Raw genomic sequence first — 23,065 nt, forward strand, 5'->3', positions numbered from 1 at the left:
GAGGGATTTTCGTTATGATTAACGCAGAGAACAATTCAAAGTTTGAAAATCCACCCAAAATGTCTGGAAAAGAATCTAATCTCAAATTATGAAATTAGCCTGGAAACTTAGTTTTCCGGGTTTTTTGTTTATTATTTATTAATTACTTTTGTTCGGGATAGATAGAGATTCTTTCTCGAAATGTTGTTTAAAGTTGAATCAGTTCTTCCAAGGCTAGTCGTCTTTTGCTCGTTATCCTAAGAGGTCACCGGATGACAATGTCTTAATTCATCACTGTATAGTCAGCTTCAACTTGACTATCAGGCGGTGCAATCAATGCCTTTGCATCTGAGCTTAAAGCACCATATATCTTTGGATTTGATAAAAGGTCTTTTTGTAAAAATGTGAAACGCTTAATTTCAGAAAATCTACAATCATAAGCTAATTTATTTATATGACGAATAATTAGTTGCGTTTCTCTTGAATATAATTCTTTATTACTTTCGTCGTTTAAATCATGGACACAGTTAAGTAGAGTCAGTGCTTCCATACTTAATTTAGAACGGATATAAGGTCTTTTAAATTTTTCTTCATTTAGTTCAATAATCTTACGAGCTAGTGAATAATCGCTCTTACCAATAGCTTTTTCTAGTAATAAAATGTCACGGTCTATTTTCATAATAGGTTCCTCCATTCTATAGAAAATATTACTACTTTCGTTTTTGATTATAACATTAAGATTGGACTATATGGAACATTAAGGAAATAAAATTATGCGACATTTTATTTACAAGAATGTTAAGAAAAAAGGAAATTTAATTATAAAGCTAGTGTTTTATTTTTTTTTATGTTAATGTTCATATCTAACGCAATATTAAAATACTCTATAATCTGCCCTAATAAAACATTTTAATAAAGAGAAACTAGTTAAAGCATTCTAGGTCCCTAGACGGATATGAAACTAACTCTATAGTCGGTTACCAAAGGGTTTTAAATCTATTATATTTTTATTAAAAGACGATAATTTGAAAGGAATTTTTATGGAGAGGAAAAAAATATACTTATTATTCACTGACACTGGCTCAATGCTAACGAAGATGATTAAGTTATATACAAAAAAGCCCTATAATCATGCTTCCATTGTGTTTGATGAGCAACTGATGGAAGTATATAGTTTCGGACGTAAAAAACCTCGTAATCCTTTTGTCGGTGGCTTTGTATATGAAGATGTGCGACAAGGTCTTTTTATAAATGCTAGATGTGCAATTTATAGTTGTAATGTAACGGAAGATCAAATTGAAAAAATGCGATCATTTATAAATAAAATTGAGAAAGAAAAGCATTTATACCGATACAATTTATTAGGACTTATTTCATTTATTATTAATAAGCCACTTCATCGTAAAAATGCATATTTTTGCTCTGAATTTGTTGCGCGAGTATTAAATGAAGGAGAATTGCTCAGTTTTCAAAAACCCCATGCCTTAATATCTCCATACGATTTACAAAACATTGAAGCTCTTAAATTAGAGTATGAAGGTCAATTAGCTCACTTATGTACTGATTTACCAAAAGAGTACTCAATGGTTATATAAATGTGAACATCACCAGCAAAAAGTTGGTGGTGTTTTTTTATTATCGAATAAAGTAAAAACTCTTTAGAAAGAATAGGGATAGTTTAAAAAAAGAGGTGAAAAAAGTGGACAATCAAATGCCACGGGAAGAAGGACTTGATCACAGTCTAAGCCTTTTAAAAGAAGGATATCGTTTTATTGTAAATCGAAAAGAACATTTAAACTCAGATGTTTTTGAAACAAGGTTGTTAGGTAAAAGAGCAATATGTATGGTAGGTAGTGAAGCTGCCGAACTTTTTTATGATGAGGACAAGTTCCAGAGAAGTGATGCTGCACCAAATCGTATCGTTCAGACTTTGTTTGGAAAAAACAGTGTGCAAACATTAGATGGGGACGAACACCGAAGCAGAAAAGAATTATTGATGTCTGTTATGACTACTGAGCACATAAACAAACTGATTGATATTACAGAAATGCAGTGGGAGAAATCCTTAGATGAATGGATAAAGATGGATCAAATCGCGCTATATGAAGAGGTAAAAGAGCTACTATGCAAAGTAGCGTTTAAGTGGATTGGAGCACCTCTTCATGAAGACGATGTAAAAACGATGACCAAAGAGCTCGCTACAATGTTTGAATCTCCAGCTGCAATTGGACCTGCTCATTGGATGGGAAGAACACTACGTAATGCTATTGAAAAAAACATCCAACAACTCATTCAAGATACTCGGGAAGGAAAGATAAGTTTTCCTAGAGAGTCGGTCTTGCATAAATTCTCCAATTACAAAGACTTAAATGGAGAGCTATTAGATGTTGAAATTGCTGCTGTTGAAGTAATCAATATGCTTCGACCAATTGTGGCAATTGCCATTTATATTAACTTTACAATGCTTGCCTTACTTCAATTCCCGGAACAAAAACAAAAGCTAAAAATGTATGGCGATTACACTAAAATGTTTGTTCAAGAAGTAAGACGTTTTTATCCATTCTTTCCATTTGTAGCTGCAAAAGTAAAAAGAGATTTCACATGGAATGGTTATCAATTTAAAGAGGGCACATTAACACTTTTAGATCTTTATGGTACAAACCATGATCCAAAAATTTGGGATACTCCTGAAGAATTTAGCCCTGAACGATTTGCACATTGGGAAGGGACACCCTTTAGCTTTATCCCACAAGGTGGTGGCGATTACTATTTAGGCCATCGATGCGCGGGTGAAGGAATTACCATTAAATTAATGAAAATTGGATTGGATTATTTAGTAAATAAAATGGAGTATGAAGTGCCCGAACAAGATTTACATTTTGAATTGGATGATATCCCAAGCATTCCAAAAAGTAAAATTGTCTTAAAAAATGTTCAAAGGGTAAACACTCAATAAATTGTAAGCAGACATTGAAAGAGATGTCTGCTTATTTTTTTGCATTATACCCGATTATTTTGATAAAAATCTACAATCGATAATTGTAATCTAAAACCTTTATCCTACTTTTTTATTTCATATTTTTATTTTCTTCGATAAAATAAACTGATTGATATAAATAAAGGAGTTTTAATATGGGTGAATTAGATACAAAGAAACAACTAGCATTGGAACAATATAAAGAAATCAAGGCTTCCAGAAGACATTATAGTAATTTGAGATTTGCGCTCTTTCCTGTGTATTTTGCGATTCAGTTTGGACTTGTACAAGTGGCTCAAAAATCAACGGATGAAGAGTTATTATTCTCGAATTTTGTTATGCCTATCTGTGGAATATTATTGACGTATGTATTTTGGACAATTGAAACAAGAATAAATGTTTATTACAAAGATTTAGAATTAACGGGGAACATTCTTGAAGACTATTTGGAGTTTGAACATAAAATGATGCATAAATATAGTAAAAAATCATTTTTGAATAATACAAAACTTTCGATTGGAGTCGTGTATACTGTTTTCTTCTTATACTGGTTGATTGTTTTATCTATGGAAATAGTAGAAAAAGTATCCTAATTTTAAAAGGAAATTTAACACGCATATCGAACACATATTTAAAGGGAAACTTTTAGGAGTTGAATTTCTTGCTAAAAAATAAGGAAAACTTATTAATCTACTTTGAAAATTCTATTGATCGCGTGAAGAGATTAACCGCAATAACAGAAGAACAGTGGAGAACTCCTATTGCTGAAGGGAAGTGGTCTATTGCTGAAATTGTTGGCCACTTAATACCATGGGACCGCTACATCACTGAACAACGATTGCCATTTTTGTTACGGGATAAGGACCTACCAAATAGTCCGGATGTGAATCAACTGAATCAACAAGCTGCCACATTAAGCAGAATGAAAACAAAAGGTGAGATAATAGAAGAGTTTATTGCAAACAGAAGAAAATTAATTATTGCGATTAATAATATTCCTGTTGAAATTTGGGAAAAGGAATTTATGATAGGTTCTTCTACATTAACTTTGTATAACTACTTGTTAGGTATTATAGAGCATGACGAACATCATTTTGAACAGATTCAAAGTGCATTAAAAGTCTCATCATAATTTACAAGAAAAGAGTGAGCATCGTGGACAACATAAAATATCCTATAGGCCAATTTGAAGTGCCGGAAGATATTACAGAAAAGCAATTGAATAAATGGATTTCCGAAATTTCTACATTTCCTTTAGTTTTAAATAAAGTTGTCGGAAACCTAAATGAGGTAGAACAACAATTAACTTATCGTCAAGGTGCTTGGACGATTAAACAATTAGTTCATCATATAGCAGATGCCCAAATCAATTATTATACAAGAATAAAATTAGCTTTAACGGAAGACAATCCTACAATTAAACCTTTTGAGGAAAATGAGTGGGCTTCATTAGTAGATTCGGATGTTCCTTTACTTGCTTCAATTAAAATAATAGAAGGAATTAATGAGCGTTTTTCATTTTTACTTGAACATTTAACTGAGGAACAATTGAACAAATTCTTTTCTCACCCAGTTACAGGGAAACAAACAATTCCTACTACAATCGGTTTCTGTTCTTGGCATATTCACCACCATTTGGCACATATTAAACTAGCGTTGGAAAATAAATAAGATAAGTACAACAGATCTCTCCATTATAATTTGGAGGGATTTTTTTATGGGTAAAAGTTTCCCTGAATAAAAGATATTTAGAATATATCCTTGGTGTGTAATTAAAACTGCAGACAAAACAGAGAATTAACTAGTACGGGTAATACATTTTTATGTATGGGAAATTTTTCACGAAACATACTAATTACAATTGTTTTAGAGTATTGAAAGTAGGTGTTAGTATGTCACCATTTTTTAGAAAAAGAACGAAATCCGAACAACCGAAGCAAACGATCCCTAAAAGTGAAATTATGATAGAAAATGAAGATAAAAGGATTACCTCAAATTTAAAAAGTAATATTGAGCACTTTCACAAAATTTTTAAGAACGATATGGATTTCCTCATTAGAGAGTTTCATGTTGGGGGTAAATCAGCTGCACTTCTATGCCTAACTTCTTTGGTTGAAAGGGAAGAAGTGGAGCGGGATATTATTCAGCCACTTCAGGAACAAACGAATCTAAATATGACGATAATCAGTTCAATACCAACGATTTTAGAAAAAGATATTCTCTATCATGCTGATGTTCAAAAAGAGAAAAATCTTTCAACCTTAATTCAATCGATAACGCTTGGAAAAGTAATTGTTCTACTTGAAGGTGTGGAAGAAGCAATTCTATTTGATGCAATTAGACAAGAGAAAAGGGCAATAGATCAACCAGAAACGGAGCGAGTTGTTCGTGGACCTAAAGATGGGTTTATAGAGCAAATTTCTACGAATGTTGCTTTACTAAGATATCGCCTTCCTGTTCCAGAGTTTCGCATAGAAAAAACTGAAGTCGGAACAAGAACGAGGACTAAAGTTGCTGTTTGTTTTTTGGAAGATATCGCAAATGACACTTTATTAAAAGAAGTAAAAACAAGAATTGATGCGATTCAGATTGATGGGGTTTTGGACGCGGGATATATCGAGCAGTTTATTCAAGATAATCCTTGGTCACCATTTCCACAAATTCAAAATACAGAACGTCCAGATAAAGTGGTTGGGAACCTTTTGGAAGGGCGTGTTGCAATTTTAGTAGAAGGAAGTCCGTTTGCATTAATTGCACCAGCGACATTTAATCAATTTTATCAAACTAGTGAAGATTATTATGATCGATGGTTAATTACATCTGCTATTCGAACAATTCGAATACTAGCACTCATATTTTCACTTACATTCTCCTCTTTCTATGTAACCGTCCTATCTTTCCATCCAGAATTAATTCCATCTGGTTTTGTAGTGGCTGCGTCAAGTGGAAGGCATGGAGTTCCTTTTCCTGTATTTGTTGAAGTGTTATTAATGGAAATTGCTATGGAAATTTTACGGGAAGCAACCATTCGAATGCCTCAACAGGTTGGTGGAGCATTATCGATTGTTGGGGTATTAGTGGTCGGACAAGCAGCAGTTCAAGCTGGTTTTGTTAGTCCAATTACTGTGGTAATTATCGCATTATCCACAATTGGCTCTTTTGCTACCCCATCTTACAATGCTGCTACTTCTTTTCGGATGCTACGTTTCCCTTTAATTATTTTGGCTGGAACATTCGGTTTATTAGGGCTAGCAGTAGGTATTGTTCTCATATTAAACCATATGATTGGTTTGCGTTCCTTTGGGGTGCCATTTATGAGTCCAATTTCTCCGGGGGATGCATCATCAAATAAAGATTCAATAATAAGGGCGCCGTTAAATTGGTTGAAAGCACGACCAAAAGAAATTAATCCAAAAAATAAAAAACGAGTTGGTGGTCGAGTTAAAGATAAAGCAGAACACAATTTCCTAAGTAAAGATGGAGGTAAACCGGATGAAACATAGTGATTCAGTTACCTCAGTTCAATTTGCTATTATTATTGCTGGAACAATACTAGGTGTATCTATATTAGCATTACCAAGGTTTGTAATAGAGGAAGCCGGTAATGCAGCTCCTTTAGCAAGTGTTGTAGGGATGATTATTTCTTTTATAGGTTTACTGGGATTATTGTATTTAGGAAAAAGATTTCCAAACCAAACCTTTATTGGTTACAGTAAAACGATTTTAGGGAAACTGTTTGGGAATTTTATTATGGTTTTGTTCTTGCTTGTAGCACTTGTATTAATAGGATTAGAAACACGGCAATTTGCAGAAGTTTTAGTAGGGGGATTGTTACCGGATACACCAATTCATTTTTCAATTTTTGCAATGCTTTTTTTATGTTCAGTCATAAATTTTAGTAATGTATCAACATTTGCTTATATTCACTTTTTTTACTTTCCATTAATTATTATTCCTTTGTTAATAGTACTCTTACCTTCTTTTAAGGATATTGAGTATTATCATCTGTTACCTATAACTGGTCATGAAATATCTTTAACGGAATTTATGTCTGGTGCAATTGTTATAATGGCAGCCGTGTCAAACTATTACATCTTATCAATGGTGATACCGTATTTGAAAAATCCTAAAAAGTGTGTGACACCAGGTATTTGGGGTTTTCTAATTGGCACATTCTTTGTTTTGTTTTTAGTAACCATTTCCCTTGCTGTTTTTGGCGAAATGAAAATATTAGAAATGTTATGGTCTACACTTGTCTTAGCAAGAATGGTAGAGGTACCAGGGGAGATCCTCGCACGTATTGATGCAATTTTTATTATTTCTTGGATATTCGCTGTCTTCACAACACTACTTTCTTATTACTTTATATTTGTGCGTGGTGTTGCAGAAATTTTTAGTACAAAAAAATATCGTTTAATTTCATTTATCGCATTACCCATTGCGTTTTTTATCGCTTTATTTCCTAGAGATATTTTCGATGTTTATAGCTATCTAAGGGTCTTTTGGACAGGTAGTGTAATGTTTTATTTTGTGTATGTATTTTTCTTAATGGTAATAGCGAAGGTCAGACGCAAGAAGGGAAGTGTGGGATGAGTGAAAAAGATTTCATGGTTAATATTGCTCCTCATGGCTTCACTTTTTTTATCTGGTTGCTGGGATCGGTATGATTTAGAAGAAAGGGCAAATATATTAGGAATTGCAATTGATGTTGTCGATGAAGAAGCTGAAAACTTTACGATTCCTGAAATTACGTATCGGGACAAAGACACTTTAGCAGGAGAGGAGGAAAATATATATAAGTTAACTGCTCAATTAGCAGTTCCGGGAAAAATAAAGTTAGGTCCTGAAGGCGGGGGAAACAACACGTCCGATAAAACGGCATGGGTAGTACAAACAGCAGGCTTTTCAATGAAAGATGCAATGGCAAATTTACAGCAGCAACTTGCGGAAAAATTATATTTAGGCCACCTCCAAATCATTATTATAAATGAGGATGTTGCCAAAATAGGTTTAGATGATATTAATGATTTCTTAAAACGAGAATATGAAGTAAGAAGAACAGCGTGGATGGTAGTTAGTACGGGTAAGGCGGAAGATGTGTTAAGGGCAGCTCCCCCAATCGAAACGGTGCCATCTTTATATTTATCCGATACGCTAGAAAATGCATTGCGATTTGGAAAATTACCACGAGAATATTTAGGGAAGTTCTGGATAGACCTAGCTGACATTGGAATTGATGGAGTTCTTCCATACGTAAAGTTAATTGAACAAGAACGAATTTTAGTAAACGGACTTGCTTTTTTTAAACATGATAAAATGGCTGGTTCAATGACGCCTTTTGAAATTGGAGTCTTTTTAGGAATGAAGGAAAAAAATCCAGGCGGTTATGGAATGGCGGTTTCAACAGATGATGGGGGAGTTTATATTCTTGAATCTTATCAACGAGATTCAAATATCGAGTTAAAAATTAAAAATGATGTACCAATAGCAAGCATAACTGTCGAGATTGAGGCTAATGTTGAAGAACAATCAAACGTAAAAAATATAACAAATAGAAAGATAAAGGAAATAGAGGAAGAGGCATCGAATGTTGCGACCAAAAAATATAATAAAGTTGTGAAGAAGTGGCAAGAGAGTGAATCTGATGTTATTGGGATTGGAGCACGGGTTCGAGCAAAATATCCAGAGTATTGGCAACAAGAAGTGAAGACTACAGATAAATGGGCAGAGATTTATAAACAAATGACCATTGAAGTAAATGTTAAGTTTGAAATTATTCGTACAGGAATGGAATTTAAATAAGGAGCGGCTTCATTTTGAGAAGCTGCTCATTTTTTTATCTTCGGGTAAACAATCTTACTTTACAGATCGTTAATAAAAAATTAATATACCCTTAATACTAAAGGCATATTATTAGCAATATCACCGTATTCACAAGGAGCCAGTATGAATTCTTTATCATATTCGAAAAACTTTTCTCTCAATCTTTTTTCTTATTTCAAATATTTATATGGCCGCCGTCATGAAGATTTACTCTACTATAAAAGATATAACGAACTTAGGAAGATAATAAAAAACGAAAGACTCGACACTTTTTTTCAACCAATTGTCAACTTGAAGACTGGGGAAACATTTGCCTTTGAAGCATTAAATCGACCAAGTAAATCTCAATTATTTTCAAGTGTAGATCTTTTTTATGAATTTGTTGGAAAAACAGATAGGATTTTCGAATTTGAAAAGTTTTGTAGAAATTTATCCCTCAAACGCTATATTTCCAGATTAGAAACTGATGGATTGGATAATCGCTTTTCTTTGTTTATAAATATTCATCCACACGTATTGCTAGATAAAAACTATCATGGTGGAGAGACACTGCGTTTGTTAAAAGAACTAGGAATCCAACCAGATCAGGTTATTTTTGAAATAACTGAAAGAAGCGCTGTAACCGATTTTAAGGAATTTGAACGGGTACTTTCTAACTACCGATCACAAGGGTATCGAATAGCGATTGATGATGTAGGTTCAGGCTACAATAGTTTGAAAACTATTATTTATTTAAAACCTGAATTTATAAAATTAGACCGTTCACTTATTCAAAACATAGATCAAAGTGATGCTGGGCAACAGTTAATTTCACTTATTTATAATTATGCAGAACAATCTGGCACAACTGGAATTATTGCTGAAGGTATTGAACGCCCCGAGGAAATTCAAACTTTACAATCGATTGGAATTCATTATGGACAAGGTTATGCAATTGGTCGACCTAAAATGGAGCTCAAACGTGGGGAATTTCGTTAAAATATGGACTCAAACAGGTGGGAAAATGGTGAAGACAAGTAGTGTAGTGTCAACCAATATAGGGAGGATTGTAAAAGCTGCCCCCTATATTAGCCCTTCAGTAAAAAATAAAGAAGTGGACAAGATATTTACCGAAAACCCGAATATACGGGGAATTGTAGTCGTGCATCTTGGAAGGCCCATTGCACAAATAACTAGAACACATTTTTACCAGAAGATTGGTACGCAATATGGCTACAATCTATATATGGGTAGAGAAAATATGAGATTAGCTAAAACCGATCCATTAATGGTCGATTATTATGAGTCAATCACTATCGTTAGTAAACTTGCGATGGAAAGGCAAGAAGAGGATTTATATGATGACGTCATTGTAACGAAGGATGGGAAATTTGCTGGTGTTGTCAGTATCCGTGCTTTACTAATGAATTTTGTTGAGATTCAAGTGGAAATGGCGAGCTTTTTAAACCCATTAAGTAATTTACCTGGAAACCAATTGATAGACCAAAGATTAAGTGAAATTTTGCATGCACCGAAATATAGTATTATTTATTTCGATCTTGACCATTTCAAATCTTATAATGATTTATATGGTTTTAATAAAGGGGATAAAGTAATTCTTTTTTTGACAGAAATATTAAAGCGAAATATACAACAAAAAGGGCATTTCTTAGGCCATATTGGTGGAGATGATTTTATGGCAATATGTCCACATCATAATATAGATAATGTTTGTATACCAATTATTAAAGAATTTGATGAATCTATCTCTACCTTTTACGAAAAAGACCATTTAATGGACCCAAATTTTAAATGTAAGGGTCGTTCGGGGAAGATGGAGAAATTTTTAATTATGTCACTATCGGTAGCGGTGGTAACGAATAACAAACGCCAATTTCAAACTGTTGAGGAACTTTCGGATGCTTTAGCCGCCGTGAAAAGGAACTGTAAGAAAATAAAAGGAAGTATCTACTTAGTGGATGAATACTAATCGAATGGAAACTTACGTATGTTTTCCCTCGATTTTTTTTAGTTACACGATATACTTATGATTATACCATTTTAAGGATGTGATAAGAATGACAAGAAGATTGTCGCCTTATGCAACAACTCATGCAAAGCCAGTGAATAATATGGCGATACTTTGCGTGAGGTAGGATTGCTTCATCGCCTTACATTGTCATGTTATTCATAAACGCTTTGCCCTTTAACTTTGAAAACAAAAGTAAAAGGAGAATGACAATGCGTTACGTGAATGCACATGAGGTGTTACCAAAAGAGCTTCTCGAACAAATACAACAATATGTTCAAGGGGATTTAATTTACATCCCGAAACCCGAAAAGAAGCGAGTCCAGTGGGGCGCGTTAACTGGAGAAAGACAAAGATTACAAGAACGAAACGCCCATATTAAGCGACTTTACCAACAAGGAGAGTCCCTTCAAACATTAGCGGAAGACTATCATTTATCTGTAGAAACGATTAAAAAGATAGTTTACAAAAAATGTGTTTAACATCTGTTCGTCTCATTTTGTAATGAGGCGATTTTTTTATGGAGATTTTTGAGTACGTGTAGGGATAAGGGGGAGAATCCTTATAAGTAAGATAGAACACTTTGTTTCAAACTATAATGAAAGACAAAACTTTGTGGAAAATGGAATGGCTTTTTCATTACCATTACTTGGAATCAAATAACCCGCCCCGTTTTTGGATTAGTAACAAATTCAAATCTGCCCTCCTTAGGTATACTTTAATTTAAAAAATTGTTACCAATTGTGGTGAACTCACTTTTTCTGTACTCTATAGCAGAAGGAGTTGTTTTATATGGAATTTATGACTACTGTGCAATATCAAATTGTGAAAAAACAAGCAAAAAAAATATTTAATGCCCATACTTCGTCGAAAGATCCAAACGTCATTCAAGCAGTTCAGGCTCTTGCCCAAGAAGAGATTAACAATCAGTTAGTTTTCGCTGATTTAGATCAACAACTAGTAATGCAACCCATTTTCGAACTGAAAACAAAGGAACAGATGGAGCATTTCTTTAATGAAATAAAAGCATTTGTTAAGCCATTTGAACGACCAACAGATAGTGAAATCAAGAAGCTTTTTCCAAAAGATAAAAAATTAAAACTTCCTAAATTTGAGAATGTTGATTGGAAGGAAATTTCTTACTTAAGTTGGTTTGATCCTGGTACGAATCGAAAATATATTGTATATCGAGAAAACGAAACTTTAAAAGGTGTGCGCGGCGTATATAGCACTACAGAAAAGATGGGGATTTGTACCGTTTGCAATAGACATTCTAAGGTCGGAATGTTGATGGTATCAAAAAGTGGAACAGCGCTTGGAACATATACAAAACGAGGAAACTATATTTGTGATGATAGTATATCTTGTAACGAATCATTAACAGAAATTGAAAAGTTTTATGACTTTGTAGGGAATTTAAAATGATCAGAGGATGGCTCCCCTGATCATTTTTATAATTGAGAGAAATAATCGTACGTGTTTTTTGTTAACAATAAAATTGTCACAACAATAAATAATAGTCGTACATAGTTAGTACCACGTTGGATAGCAAATTTTGAACCAACTATGGCTCCGATAATTTGAGCCACTCCCATAATGAATCCATATACGAAATTTATTTGACCTAACATGAGGAACATTACAAGAGCCCCAATATTGCTGGCGAAATTTAAAAACTTTGCATTCCCGGCTGCTTTTAAGAAGTCAAAACCGATTAGCAAAAAAGCAAAAATTAAAAAGGAACCTGTCCCAGGACCTAAGAATCCATCGTAAAATCCAATAATAGAAACTAAAAAAATAAAACCTATAAATTTTTTTCTTGTTAATTTCTTATAGGTCGAAATACTTCCCCAATCTTTCTTAAAAACCGTATAAACTGCAACAAGGGCAAGCATGATGAGCATTAATGGTTTTAACAAATCAGGATCCATTAAATGAACAATCCAAGCCCCAATCATAGAAGCGATAAAAACAATTGGAAACAGTTTGGCAATTGTTTTTAAATCCATTTTCCCTGATTTATAAAAGGTGATTGTACTCGTTAAAGAGCCCATTGTACCAGCAAGTTTATTTGTTGCTACTGCCGCTGAAGGACTCAAACCTGTGAACAATAACGCAGGTAATGCAATTAGTCCTCCCCCTCCAACAACAGAATCTATAAATGCTGCTAAAAAACCAAACAAAAATAATAAGACGACTATTGATAGGTCTAAGTCAAATGGCATGATTATTACCTTCTTTCTAGGTTGAACAGACAAATCTTATCGAAAAAGTGGGGTAAAGTAAATAAAATTGTAGTTAGAATAATGTGTCTTTCTTAAAAAAAATTTAAAAATTTTTTGTTATTCAAAAATCAGTTAAGACAAAATTACAAAAAACTATGACAATTCTGTAAAAGGTGCTATATTAATATATAGAATTTTCTGAACTTTATTAGAATATTGATTTAATAATAACTAATTAAAATATAGTAATTTAACCGCTTTAATATATTAGCAATTTAAAGTAATAGATAGCTAAAACAGCACAATATCAAGGTGCTATATTAATATAAAGAAAAATATAAATTTTCTTAGAAAAGTAAATTTTTAGTTTATTTGTGAATTTTTTTTTGCTATGATGATGTTGTTCATCCTATTTTCAGAAAATAGGGAATCAAAGAAAGAGGGGGATACGAATGAAGAAAAAGAACTGGCTTTTAATGCTAATGTTACTAACTTTAACTCTAGTATTAGCAGCTTGTAACTTTGGTGGCGAAAGTGAGCCAGCTAAAGAGGAATCAAAAGGTGGAACTGACACAACTGAAACAGCTTCAGGACCAAAAGAACTGAATTTAGTTGTTACTTCAGAGCCGCCATCAATGCACCCACAGATTGCAACAGACAGTACTTCAAATGGGGTATTAAAAAACATTTTCGAAGGATTAACAACTTATAAAAATGGTGAAATTACTAACGCTGCTGCTGAAGATGTAAAAATTAGTGATGACCAATTAGTTTATACATTTACTTTACGTGATGCAAAATGGTCGAATGGTGATCCTGTAACAGCAGAAGATTTTAAATATGCTTGGATTTTTGCACTAACACCAGAAAATGCATCTGAATATGCATCAATTCTTTATCCAATTAAAGGTGCACAAGCTTTCAATGAAGGTAAAGGGTCTGCAGAAGAAGTAGGAATTAAAGTAGTAGACGAAAAAACGTTAGAGGTTACTTTAGAAAACCCAACTCCTTACTTCTTAGAATTAACAGCATTCAAAACATACTATCCAATTCATAAAGCAACTGCAGAAGCAAATAAAGATTGGTCTGCTGAAGCAGGTGAAACATATGTTTCTAACGGTCCATTCGTTTTAGCTGAATGGCAACATGGTGGTTCTATGACATTAGAGAAAAATGCTAATTACTGGGATGCTGCAAATGTTGCTTTAGACAAAGTAAACATCTCAATGGTAGAGTCAGAAACAACAACTGCAACAATGTTCGATGCGGGTGAAATCGATTTCATCGGTACACCTTTCCAAACTGTGTCACTAGATGTTATTGATCGATACAAAGAAGAAGGAATTTTAAATATTAGCGACTATGCTGCTATCTATTTGTATAAATTCAATACAACAGACAAAATTATGTCAAATGCAAATATTCGTAAAGCATTAACACTTGCAATTGATCGTCAATCTTTAATTGATAACGTTACTAAAGGTGAGCAAACACCTGCTTTAGGTATGGTACCAACTGCAATTTCTGGTTTTGAAGAAGATCGCGGATACATCAAGGATAATGACATCGAAGAAGCGAAAAAAGCTTTAGAAGCTGGTATGAAAGAACTTGGTATTACAGATGTGAAAGATTTAAATATTAAATTATCATTTAATACACTTGAAGCGCACTCAGCTATCGCTCAATTTATCCAAGAAGGCTGGCGTACTAACTTAGGAATCGAAGTAACACTTGATAACTCTGAATGGCAAGTATATCTTGACAAATTGACTAACTTAGACTTCCAAATTGGTCGCTTAGGTTGGATTGCTGACTACAATGATGCATATACTTTCCTAGAAATGTACGCATCTGCTAAAAATGGTAACAACGATACAGGTTGGGAAAACCCTGAATTTACAGCGCTTATCGACCAATCGAATAAAGAAGCAGACCCTGCAAAACGTCTAGAAATTCTAAAACAAGCAGAGTCTATTCTAATGACTGAATTCCCTGTAGCACCTATCTATTACTATACAAACCTATTTGTTAAGAAAGATTACGTTCAAGGTTTAGAGCCAGACAGACTTGGTAACATCTACCTTAAATATGTAGATATTACAAAGTAATCTATTAACTTGAAAAAAGGTTAAGATCTTTAAGGCTGCTTATATCGAGTTAATCGATTTATAGCAGCCTTTTTTACGATTAAAATTAATAGAAAGAGGAGGGGCTAGAGAATGCTAAAATATATTCTTAAAAGATTGGTTTATATACTTATTGCTCTTTATATCATTGTCACAGCGACATTCTTTTTAATGCAATTAGCACCTGGTAGTCCATTTGCAAGTGAACGTGATTTTCCACCGCAAATAGAAGAACAATTGAATGCGAAATACGGATTGGATAATCCTTGGTATATTCAATATAAGGATTATTTAATTGACACGGTTACTTTTGATTTTGGGGAGTCTATGAAATATAAAGGGCGTTCCACAAATGATATTATTTCAGAAAGTTTCCCAATATCCTTAACTTTAGGTATCGAAGCAATGATTTTATCTATTGGTATAGGAATTTTATTGGGTGTAATTGCGGCACTTTACCATAATCGTACTATAGATTATCTAGCGTCTACCATTGCTGTACTGGGAATTTCGGTACCTTCATTTATATTAGCAGGTCTGATGCAATACTTTTTAGCATTTAAATTAGATTTATTCCCAGTTAGTGGATGGAAGGGATTTATTTATAGTATATTACCTGCTTTTGCAATCGCTATTACGCATGCAGGATTTATCGCAAAATTGACAAGATCTAGTATGCTTGAACAAAAAAGCAGCGATTATGTCAAGATGGCAAGAGCAAAAGGACTTGGAAAGTGGACAACAGTATTCCGCCATACGTTGCGAAATGCGTTACTACCTGTTGTAACATATTTAGGACCATTATCAGCAGGGGTTGTAACAGGAAGTTTTATTATTGAACAAATTTTCGCGATTCCAGGGTTAGGAAAACATTTCGTAACAAGTATTACAAATCGTGATTACACAGTTATAATGGGAACAACTGTTTTTTATTCAATTATTCTTTTATTTGCAGTACTAGTAGTAGATATTTTATATAGTGTCATTGATCCACGCATTAAATTGAAAGGAGCGAAGAAATGATGGGACAAACTAAACAACAAGAAAAGATTTCACCTGAAATGTTTGAAATTGTAGGAAGTCGTACGGATGAAAATGAAAAATTAGCCGCTAAATCTGTATCGTTTTGGAAGGAAGTGTTCCTACGATTTAGTCAAAACAAATTGGCTATATTTGGTATTATCATTTTAGTGCTCGTTACGTTAATGGCCATCTTCGTTCCTTTCTTATCACCTTATAGTTATCGAGAACAGTTAGGGATTTATAATGCGCCTCCATCTGCAGCTCACTGGTTTGGTACAGATGATTTAGGACGAGATGTATTTGTCCGTGTTTGGCAAGGGGCACGTATTTCTTTATTCATTGGTGTAACCGCTGCCATTATCGATTTAATCATTGGTGTTCTATGGGGAAGTATTTCAGGGCTTGCTGGTGGACGTGTAGATAACATTATGATGCGTATAGCAGATGTTCTTTCTGCAGTGCCTTATTTACTTGTTGTAATTATTCTCCTTGTAGTTTTACAACCTGGTTTATTGCCAATGATTATTGCCTTATCCATTACAGGGTGGATTAATATGGCTCGTATCGTTCGTGGGGAAGTGTTATCAATTAAAAATCAAGAATATGTATTGGCAGCAAGAACTCTCGGCGCAAATACATGGCATTTAATCAAAAAACATCTTATTCCAAATGCATTGGGTGCAATTTTAGTTACGATGACATTAACAATTCCAACAGCGATTTTCACAGAATCGTTTTTAAGTTATTTAGGTTTGGGTGTACCACAACCTACAGCAAGTTGGGGAACGATGGCTTCTGAGGGGAACAAAGCGTTAACTTCTGCACCATGGCGACTATTTTTCCCTGCAATATTTATTTCACTAACGATTTTCGCATTTAATGCAGTCGGTGATGGATTACGAGATGCACTTGATCCGAAATTACGTAAATAAAAGAGGTGAATGAGATGCGTAAAAAATTGTTAGAAGTAAATAATTTGAAAATTAACTTTAAAACTTATGCAGGAATTGTTCAAGCTGTTCGTGGGGTTAACTTTGATTTATATGAAGGCGAAACGTTGGCTATCGTAGGTGAGTCTGGTTCAGGGAAAAGTGTGACGAGTAATGCCATTATGAAGCTTATTCCACAGCCACCTGGTATTTATGCGGAAGGTCAAATTTTATTCGATGGAAAAGACATAGTTCCGTTAACTGAAAAAGAGATGTCTAAGGTGCGAGGAAATGACATTGCGATGATTTTCCAAGATCCGATGACCGCATTAAATCCCACGATGCGTGTAGGAAAGCAAATTACAGAAGTGATTTTAAAACATAAAAAAGTATCGAGTGCAGATGCGAAGGCGAGAGCATTAAAACTATTAGAACTGGTCGGAATTCCAATGCCTGAGAAGCGCTTCCGTCAATATCCGCATGAGTTTAGTGGTGGGATGCGTCAACGTGTAGTTATCGCGATTGCTCTAGCAGCGGATCCAAAACTTTTAATTGCAGATGAGCCAACAACAGCACTTGATGTAACGATTCAAGCACAAATTTTAGAGCTAATGAAGGATATTCAAAAGAAGCGTAATACTTCTATTATTTTTATTACTCATGATTTAGGTGTTGTTGCCAATGTAGCTGACCGGGTAGCGGTTATGTATGCGGGCCAAATTGTAGAGTATGGAACAGTAAATGATATTTTCTATAACCCTAAACACCCATATACATGGGGATTACTTGGTTCTATGCCGGATTTAAAAAATGATGTGAAAGAAGCGTTACGAACAATCCCTGGATCACCACCAGATTTAACACAACCACCAAAAGGGGATGCCTTTGCACCGAGAAATGAATTTGCTTTAGCAATCGATTACGAAATGGAACCACCAATGTTTCAAGTGTCAGATACACATTTTGCAAAAACATGGTTATTACATCCAGATGCTCCGAAAGTAGAAGTGCCAGAATCAATTTCACGTAGAATTGAAGGCTATTTGAAGGAGGCGCATGAAAATGGCTAAAAAATTACTTGAAGTAAAGAACTTAAAACAATACTTTGGCGCTTCTAACAATCCAATCAAAGCAGTTGATGGAATTAGTTTCGATATTTATGAAGGGGAAACGTTAGGCTTAGTAGGTGAGTCCGGTTGCGGAAAGTCCACAACAGGCAGATCCATCATTCGCCTTTATGATATAACAGATGGTGAAATACTTTTCAACGGAAAAAATATTCATGCATCTAAATCTCGTAAAGAAATGAAAGCGTTTAACCGAGATATGCAAATGATTTTCCAAGATCCATATGCTTCACTTAATCCCCGTATGACGGCAGGAGAGATAATAAGTGAAGGCTTTGACATCCATGGTCTATATAAAGATAAAAAAGAAAGACAAGAGCGGATAGCTGAATTATTAGAAGCAGTTGGTTTAAATCGAGAACATGCAAACCGTTACGCTCATGAATTTTCAGGTGGGCAACGTCAAAGGATTGGTATTGCAAGAGCGTTAAGTTTGAATCCGAGTTTTATTATTGCAGATGAACCGATTTCAGCCTTGGATGTGTCTATCCAAGCGCAAGTTGTGAATCTTTTGAAGAAGCTACAAAAGGAACGAAATTTAACATATTTGTTTATTGCCCATGATTTATCGATGGTGAAATATATCAGTGATCGTATTGCAGTAATGTATCGAGGGAAAGTGGTGGAATTGGGGACGTCAGATGAGATTTATCATCATCCTATTCATCCGTATACAAAATCTCTTTTATCGGCAGTTCCTTTGCCAGATCCACTTACTGAAAGAATCCGTCAAAGAATTCCGTATGTACATGAGGAATCTGACAATACAGCTACATTGCACGAAGTAAAACCTGGACATTTTGTCTATGGTACGGAAAGTCAAATAACTAAGTGGAATAAATAATGTATCCGAAAAAGCACAACATTTAATTGTTGTGTTTTTTTCTGTTTAATCAACGGTTCATCATTTATGCACCAACAAGTTGAGTGGAGGGTACGCATTATCAGAATATTGATATAATATTTTATTTATATAATTTTGTAAATTATTAACATATAATTATTTGTGAAAAATGAATGTAAAAAGTAATTATTTTACAAGGTTTTTCGTATTATTGTTGGAAAATATTAATATATCAGAAAAATTGCTTTTTTGTTTATTTACTATTAACTTTTTGTTAATATAATAATTGTTAATGGCTCAGTATTCAGAAAGTTGAAATTTACCAGCAAAATTTTCTGAAAAATGGGAAATATATATTAACGAAAAAGTTAGGGGGATTTTATATGAAGAAAAAGAATTTTCTCCTTCTTACGCTGTTACTAGCTTTATCTGTAGTATTAGCTGCTTGTAACTTCGGAGGGGAAGAAGAGGATAAGAGTGCCTCAAAGGAAAAAGATGGGGAAGGCTCAAAAGAAATCAATTTAGTAATTGCTTCTGAACCACCATCATTACATCCTGGACTAGCTACTGATAGTACATCAGGAGTGATTTTACAAAACGTGTTTGAAGGTTTAACAACTAGAAAAGACGGTGAAATCCAAAATGCCGCTGCTGAAGATGTAAAAATTAGCGACGACCAACTGACTTATACGTTCACTTTACGTGATTCAAAATGGTCAAATGGTGATGCTGTAACAGCTTCAGACTTTGAATATGCATGGAAATGGGCTTTAAATCCTGCAAATGCTTCTGAATATGCTTCTATTCTTTACCCTATTAAAGGAGCTCAAGCTTATAACTTAGGTGAAGGATCAGAAGAAGATTTAGGAATTAAAGTAGTTGACGAAAAAACGTTAGAAGTAACATTGGAAAATCCAACTCCATACTTCTTAGAATTAACAGCATTTAAAACATACTTCCCAATTCACAAAGCAACAGCTGAAGCAAACGACACTTGGTATGCTGAAGCTGGAGAAACTTATGTAACAAATGGTCCATTCAAATTAACGGATTGGCAACATGGTGGTTCAGTTACATTAGAAAAAAGCGAAAATTATTGGGATGCAAAAAATGTTGCTTTAAACAAAGTAAATATTTCAATGGTTGAGTCTGAAACAACTACAGTTACAATGTTTGACGCTGGGGAAATTGATTTCTTAGGTGCTCCATTTGGAACAGTTGCTCTTGATGCAATTGATCGTTATAACGAAGAAGGTATTTTAAATATCGAGCCTTATTCTGCAATTTATTGGTACAAATTCAATACAACTGGTGAATTCACTTCAAATGTTAACATCCGTAAAGCGTTAACTCTAGCAGTTGACCGTCAAGGCTTAATTGAAAACATTACAAAAGGTGAACAAACACCTGCTTTAGGTATGGTTCCTAACGCTGTTGAAGGATTTGAAGATGCTACTGGTTACTTCGAAGATAATGATATCGAAGGAGCAAAAGCAGCACTAGAAGCTGGTATGAAAGAACTTGGAATTTCTGATCCAAGTGAAATTGAAATTGGTATTTCTATTAACACAAGTGAAGCCCATTCTGCTATTGCACAACACATTCAGGAAAGCTGGGTTAAAAACTTAGGTATTAATGTAACGATTGATAACTCAGAATGGCAAGTATTCTTAGATAAATTAACTGCTTTAGATTTTGATACTGCTCGTATGGGTTGGATTGCTGACTACAACGATGCATATTCATTCTTAGAACAATTTGATTCTGCAGAAAATGGTAACAACGATACAGGTTGGGAAAATGCTGAGTATGCATCTTTATTACAACAATCTGCAAAAGAAACAGATCCTGCAAAACGAATTGAACTGTTAAAACAAGCAGAAAAAATTGCTATGACAGAATTCCCTGTTGCACCAATTTACTACTACACAAACCTTTCAGTTAAGAAAGATTACGTTGAAAACATGGCTCCAGATCAACTGGGTAATGTTTACTTAAAATATGTAGATATTAAAAAATAATTAACAGCTCTGTAATGGTACAAAAGCTGCTTCGATCGATGACAATTCGATTTTAAGCAGCTTTTTGTACTTATTAGATTTCTATTATAAGGAGGGGACCATTTTGCTAAAATATATTTTTAAAAGATTAGTATATATTTTGATTGCTCTGTACATTATCGTAACTGCAACTTTCTTCTTAATTCAATTGGCACCTGGTAGTCCCTTTGCAAGTGAGCGTGATTTCCCGCCGCAAATTGAAGCACAATTAAATGCTAAATATGGATTAGATAATCCTTGGTACGTTCAATATAAGGATTATTTAATCGATACTGTGACATTTGATTTTGGAGAATCAATGAAATATAAAGGTCGTTCAACAAATGATATTATTGCGGAAAGTTTCCCGATTTCATTAACATTAGGAATTGAAGCAATGCTCATATCTGTTGGTTTAGGGATATTATTAGGAGTTATTGCAGCACTGTACCATAATCGTTTTCCTGATTATTTATCATCGACAATTGCTGTATTAGGTATTTCTGTTCCTTCATTTATTCTAGCTGGATTAATGCAATATTTCTTAGCGTTTAAGTTAGATTTATTCCCGGTTAGTGGTTGGAAAGGTTTCTCCTATAGTATTTTACCTGCCACTGCAATTGCCATTACACATGCAGGTTTTATTGCAAAGTTGACACGTTCTAGTATGTTAGAGCAAAGTAGCAGTGATTATGTCAAAATGGCAAGGGCAAAAGGACTTGGAAAATGGACAACTGTATTTAAACATACATTACGAAATGCCTTACTACCTGTAGTTACATATTTAGGTCCACTAACAGCAGGGGTAGTAACAGGTAGTTTCATTATTGAACAAATTTTTGCCATCCCAGGATTAGGAAAACATTTCGTTACGAGTATTACAAACCGTGACTATACAGTAATCATGGGAACTACTGTTTTCTATTCCATTATCCTTTTATTTGCCGTATTAATTGTAGATATTTTATATAGTGTAATTGACCCAAGAATTAAATTGAAAGGAGCGAAAAAGTAATGACACAACAACATCAACAATTTGATAAGATTTCACCTGACAAGTTTAAAATTGTCGGTGTTCGTACAGATGAAAGTGAAAAATTGGCTGATAAATCCGTGTCGTTTTGGAAAGAAGTAATGCTTCGCTTCTCTCAAAATAAATTAGCGATTGTCGGTATAATCATTTTAATTATCGTCGTGTTAATGGCAATATTTGTGCCAGTATTTTCACCTTATAGTTACCGTGAACAATTAGGAATTTACAATGCGCCTCCATCTGCCGCTCACTGGTTTGGAACTGATGATTTAGGCCGTGACATTTTTGTTCGTGTATGGCAAGGAGCACGTATTTCCCTATTCATCGGAATTACTGCAGCGATCATCGATTTAATCATTGGGGTTTTGTGGGGAAGTATTTCAGGTTTAGCTGGAGGACGCGTTGACAATATTATGATGCGTATTGCAGACATTTTATCAGCTGTTCCATATTTATTAGTAGTTATCATTTTATTAGTAGTTTTAAAACCAGGTTTAATTCCTATGATTATCGCTTTATCGATTACAGGTTGGGTAAACATGGCACGTATCGTTCGTGGACAAGTGCTATCAATAAAAAGTCAAGAATTCGTATTAGCTGCTAGAACATTAGGAGCAAATACATGGCATTTAATTATTCGCCATTTAGTTCCCAATGCTTTAGGTGCAATTTTAGTTACAATGACATTAACAATTCCTTCTGCGATTTTCACAGAATCATTCTTAAGTTATTTAGGGCTAGGCGTACCACAGCCAACAGCGAGTTGGGGAACAATGGCTTCTGAAGGGAATAAAGCATTAACTTCAGCACCGTGGCGTTTATTCTTCCCAGCATTGTTCATTTCGTTAACAATTTTCGCGTTCAATGCGGTTGGAGACGGTTTACGAGATGCACTTGATCCTAAATTACGTAAATAGAAGAAGGTGAAAATG

General features: G+C 34.2%; 22 protein-coding genes. 20 read left to right on the top strand and 2 right to left on the bottom strand.

The annotated features are described in order from the left end of the window. Positions 1-262: 262 nt before the first annotated feature. Complete coding sequence (locus CRO00_RS13840) at positions 263-658, bottom strand: hypothetical protein (protein ID WP_097074259.1); 396 nt, start codon at positions 656-658, stop codon at positions 263-265. A gap of 346 nt (positions 659-1,004) precedes the next feature. On the opposite strand from CRO00_RS13840, the gene CRO00_RS13845 reads away from it, so the two are divergent. The 12 genes from CRO00_RS13845 to CRO00_RS13900 all read left to right on the top strand — a co-directional run bounded on the left by CRO00_RS13845 (position 1,005) and on the right by CRO00_RS13900 (position 12,212). Further along, positions 1,005-1,574: a hypothetical protein gene (locus tag CRO00_RS13845; RefSeq protein ID WP_237658425.1), complete on the top strand. Its 570-nt coding sequence runs from the start codon at positions 1,005-1,007 to the stop codon at positions 1,572-1,574. Positions 1,575-1,690: 116 nt separating this feature from the next. Next, complete coding sequence (locus CRO00_RS13850) at positions 1,691-2,935, top strand: CYP152 family fatty-acid peroxygenase CypC (protein WP_202615684.1); 1,245 nt, start codon at positions 1,691-1,693, stop codon at positions 2,933-2,935. Between the two features lie 176 nt (positions 2,936-3,111). After that, positions 3,112-3,549 carry a hypothetical protein gene (locus CRO00_RS13855; protein WP_097074262.1) on the top strand — a complete coding sequence of 146 codons (438 nt, stop codon included), beginning with the start codon at positions 3,112-3,114 and terminating at the stop codon, positions 3,547-3,549. 68 nt (positions 3,550-3,617) lie between these two features. Then, complete coding sequence (locus CRO00_RS13860; protein ID WP_161946698.1) at positions 3,618-4,088, top strand: DinB family protein; 471 nt, start codon at positions 3,618-3,620, stop codon at positions 4,086-4,088. A gap of 23 nt (positions 4,089-4,111) precedes the next feature. Then, positions 4,112-4,627 (top strand): YfiT family bacillithiol transferase, encoded by a 516-nt coding sequence (locus CRO00_RS13865; protein WP_097074264.1) that lies wholly within the window; start codon positions 4,112-4,114, stop codon positions 4,625-4,627. Between the two features lie 221 nt (positions 4,628-4,848). Beyond that, positions 4,849-6,459 carry a spore germination protein gene (locus CRO00_RS13870; RefSeq protein ID WP_097074265.1) on the top strand — a complete coding sequence of 537 codons (1,611 nt, stop codon included), beginning with the start codon at positions 4,849-4,851 and terminating at the stop codon, positions 6,457-6,459. Further along, complete coding sequence (locus tag CRO00_RS13875) at positions 6,449-7,549, top strand: GerAB/ArcD/ProY family transporter (protein WP_161946699.1); 1,101 nt, start codon at positions 6,449-6,451, stop codon at positions 7,547-7,549. Before CRO00_RS13870 ends, CRO00_RS13875 begins: the two co-directional genes overlap by 11 nt. Further along, positions 7,550-8,758, top strand: coding sequence for a Ger(x)C family spore germination protein (locus tag CRO00_RS13880; RefSeq protein WP_237658426.1), 1,209 nt, complete (start codon positions 7,550-7,552; stop codon positions 8,756-8,758). Positions 8,759-8,902: 144 nt separating this feature from the next. Further along, positions 8,903-9,757 carry an EAL domain-containing protein gene (locus CRO00_RS13885; RefSeq protein WP_097074267.1) on the top strand — a complete coding sequence of 285 codons (855 nt, stop codon included), beginning with the start codon at positions 8,903-8,905 and terminating at the stop codon, positions 9,755-9,757. Between the two features lie 28 nt (positions 9,758-9,785). Beyond that, the gene (locus CRO00_RS13890; protein WP_237658427.1) at positions 9,786-10,748 is read left to right on the top strand and encodes a GGDEF domain-containing protein; all 963 of its coding nucleotides are present in this window, start codon (positions 9,786-9,788) and stop codon (positions 10,746-10,748) included. Between the two features lie 251 nt (positions 10,749-10,999). Beyond that, complete coding sequence (locus CRO00_RS13895; RefSeq protein ID WP_097074268.1) at positions 11,000-11,269, top strand: CD3324 family protein; 270 nt, start codon at positions 11,000-11,002, stop codon at positions 11,267-11,269. 310 nt (positions 11,270-11,579) lie between these two features. Further along, complete coding sequence (locus CRO00_RS13900; protein WP_097074269.1) at positions 11,580-12,212, top strand: FusB/FusC family EF-G-binding protein; 633 nt, start codon at positions 11,580-11,582, stop codon at positions 12,210-12,212. Between the two features lie 26 nt (positions 12,213-12,238). On the opposite strand, the gene CRO00_RS13905 is transcribed toward CRO00_RS13900, so the two are convergent. After that, a complete protein-coding gene (locus tag CRO00_RS13905; RefSeq protein WP_097074270.1) occupies positions 12,239-13,012 on the bottom strand; it encodes a TSUP family transporter in 774 nt (257 codons plus the stop codon). Positions 13,013-13,464: 452 nt separating this feature from the next. On the opposite strand from CRO00_RS13905, the gene CRO00_RS13910 reads away from it, so the two are divergent. The 8 genes from CRO00_RS13910 to CRO00_RS13945 all read left to right on the top strand — a co-directional run bounded on the left by CRO00_RS13910 (position 13,465) and on the right by CRO00_RS13945 (position 23,050). Beyond that, complete coding sequence (locus tag CRO00_RS13910; protein WP_097074271.1) at positions 13,465-15,120, top strand: peptide ABC transporter substrate-binding protein; 1,656 nt, start codon at positions 13,465-13,467, stop codon at positions 15,118-15,120. 111 nt (positions 15,121-15,231) lie between these two features. After that, positions 15,232-16,161, top strand: coding sequence for an ABC transporter permease (locus CRO00_RS13915; protein WP_097074272.1), 930 nt, complete (start codon positions 15,232-15,234; stop codon positions 16,159-16,161). Between the two features lie 38 nt (positions 16,162-16,199). Further along, entirely contained in the window at positions 16,200-17,093 is an 894-nt protein-coding gene (locus tag CRO00_RS13920) for an ABC transporter permease (RefSeq protein ID WP_237658432.1), read from the top strand. Between the two features lie 14 nt (positions 17,094-17,107). Beyond that, positions 17,108-18,160, top strand: a complete 1,053-nt coding sequence (locus CRO00_RS13925) for an ABC transporter ATP-binding protein (protein ID WP_097074274.1) — start codon at positions 17,108-17,110, stop codon at positions 18,158-18,160. Further along, entirely contained in the window at positions 18,153-19,061 is a 909-nt protein-coding gene (locus CRO00_RS13930) for an ABC transporter ATP-binding protein (RefSeq protein WP_097074275.1), read from the top strand. Before CRO00_RS13925 ends, CRO00_RS13930 begins: the two co-directional genes overlap by 8 nt. A 383-nt stretch (positions 19,062-19,444) precedes the next feature. Continuing rightward, positions 19,445-21,082: a peptide ABC transporter substrate-binding protein gene (locus CRO00_RS13935; RefSeq protein ID WP_097074276.1), complete on the top strand. Its 1,638-nt coding sequence runs from the start codon at positions 19,445-19,447 to the stop codon at positions 21,080-21,082. A 103-nt stretch (positions 21,083-21,185) separates the two neighbouring features. After that, positions 21,186-22,115, top strand: a complete 930-nt coding sequence (locus CRO00_RS13940; RefSeq protein WP_097074277.1) for an ABC transporter permease — start codon at positions 21,186-21,188, stop codon at positions 22,113-22,115. Further along, complete coding sequence (locus CRO00_RS13945) at positions 22,115-23,050, top strand: ABC transporter permease (RefSeq protein ID WP_097074278.1); 936 nt, start codon at positions 22,115-22,117, stop codon at positions 23,048-23,050. Before CRO00_RS13940 ends, CRO00_RS13945 begins: the two co-directional genes overlap by 1 nt. Positions 23,051-23,065: the final 15 nt, after the last annotated feature.

The sequence above is a fragment of the Ureibacillus xyleni genome (assembly GCF_900217795.1).
Lineage (GTDB): Bacteria > Bacillota > Bacilli > Bacillales_A > Planococcaceae > Ureibacillus > Ureibacillus xyleni.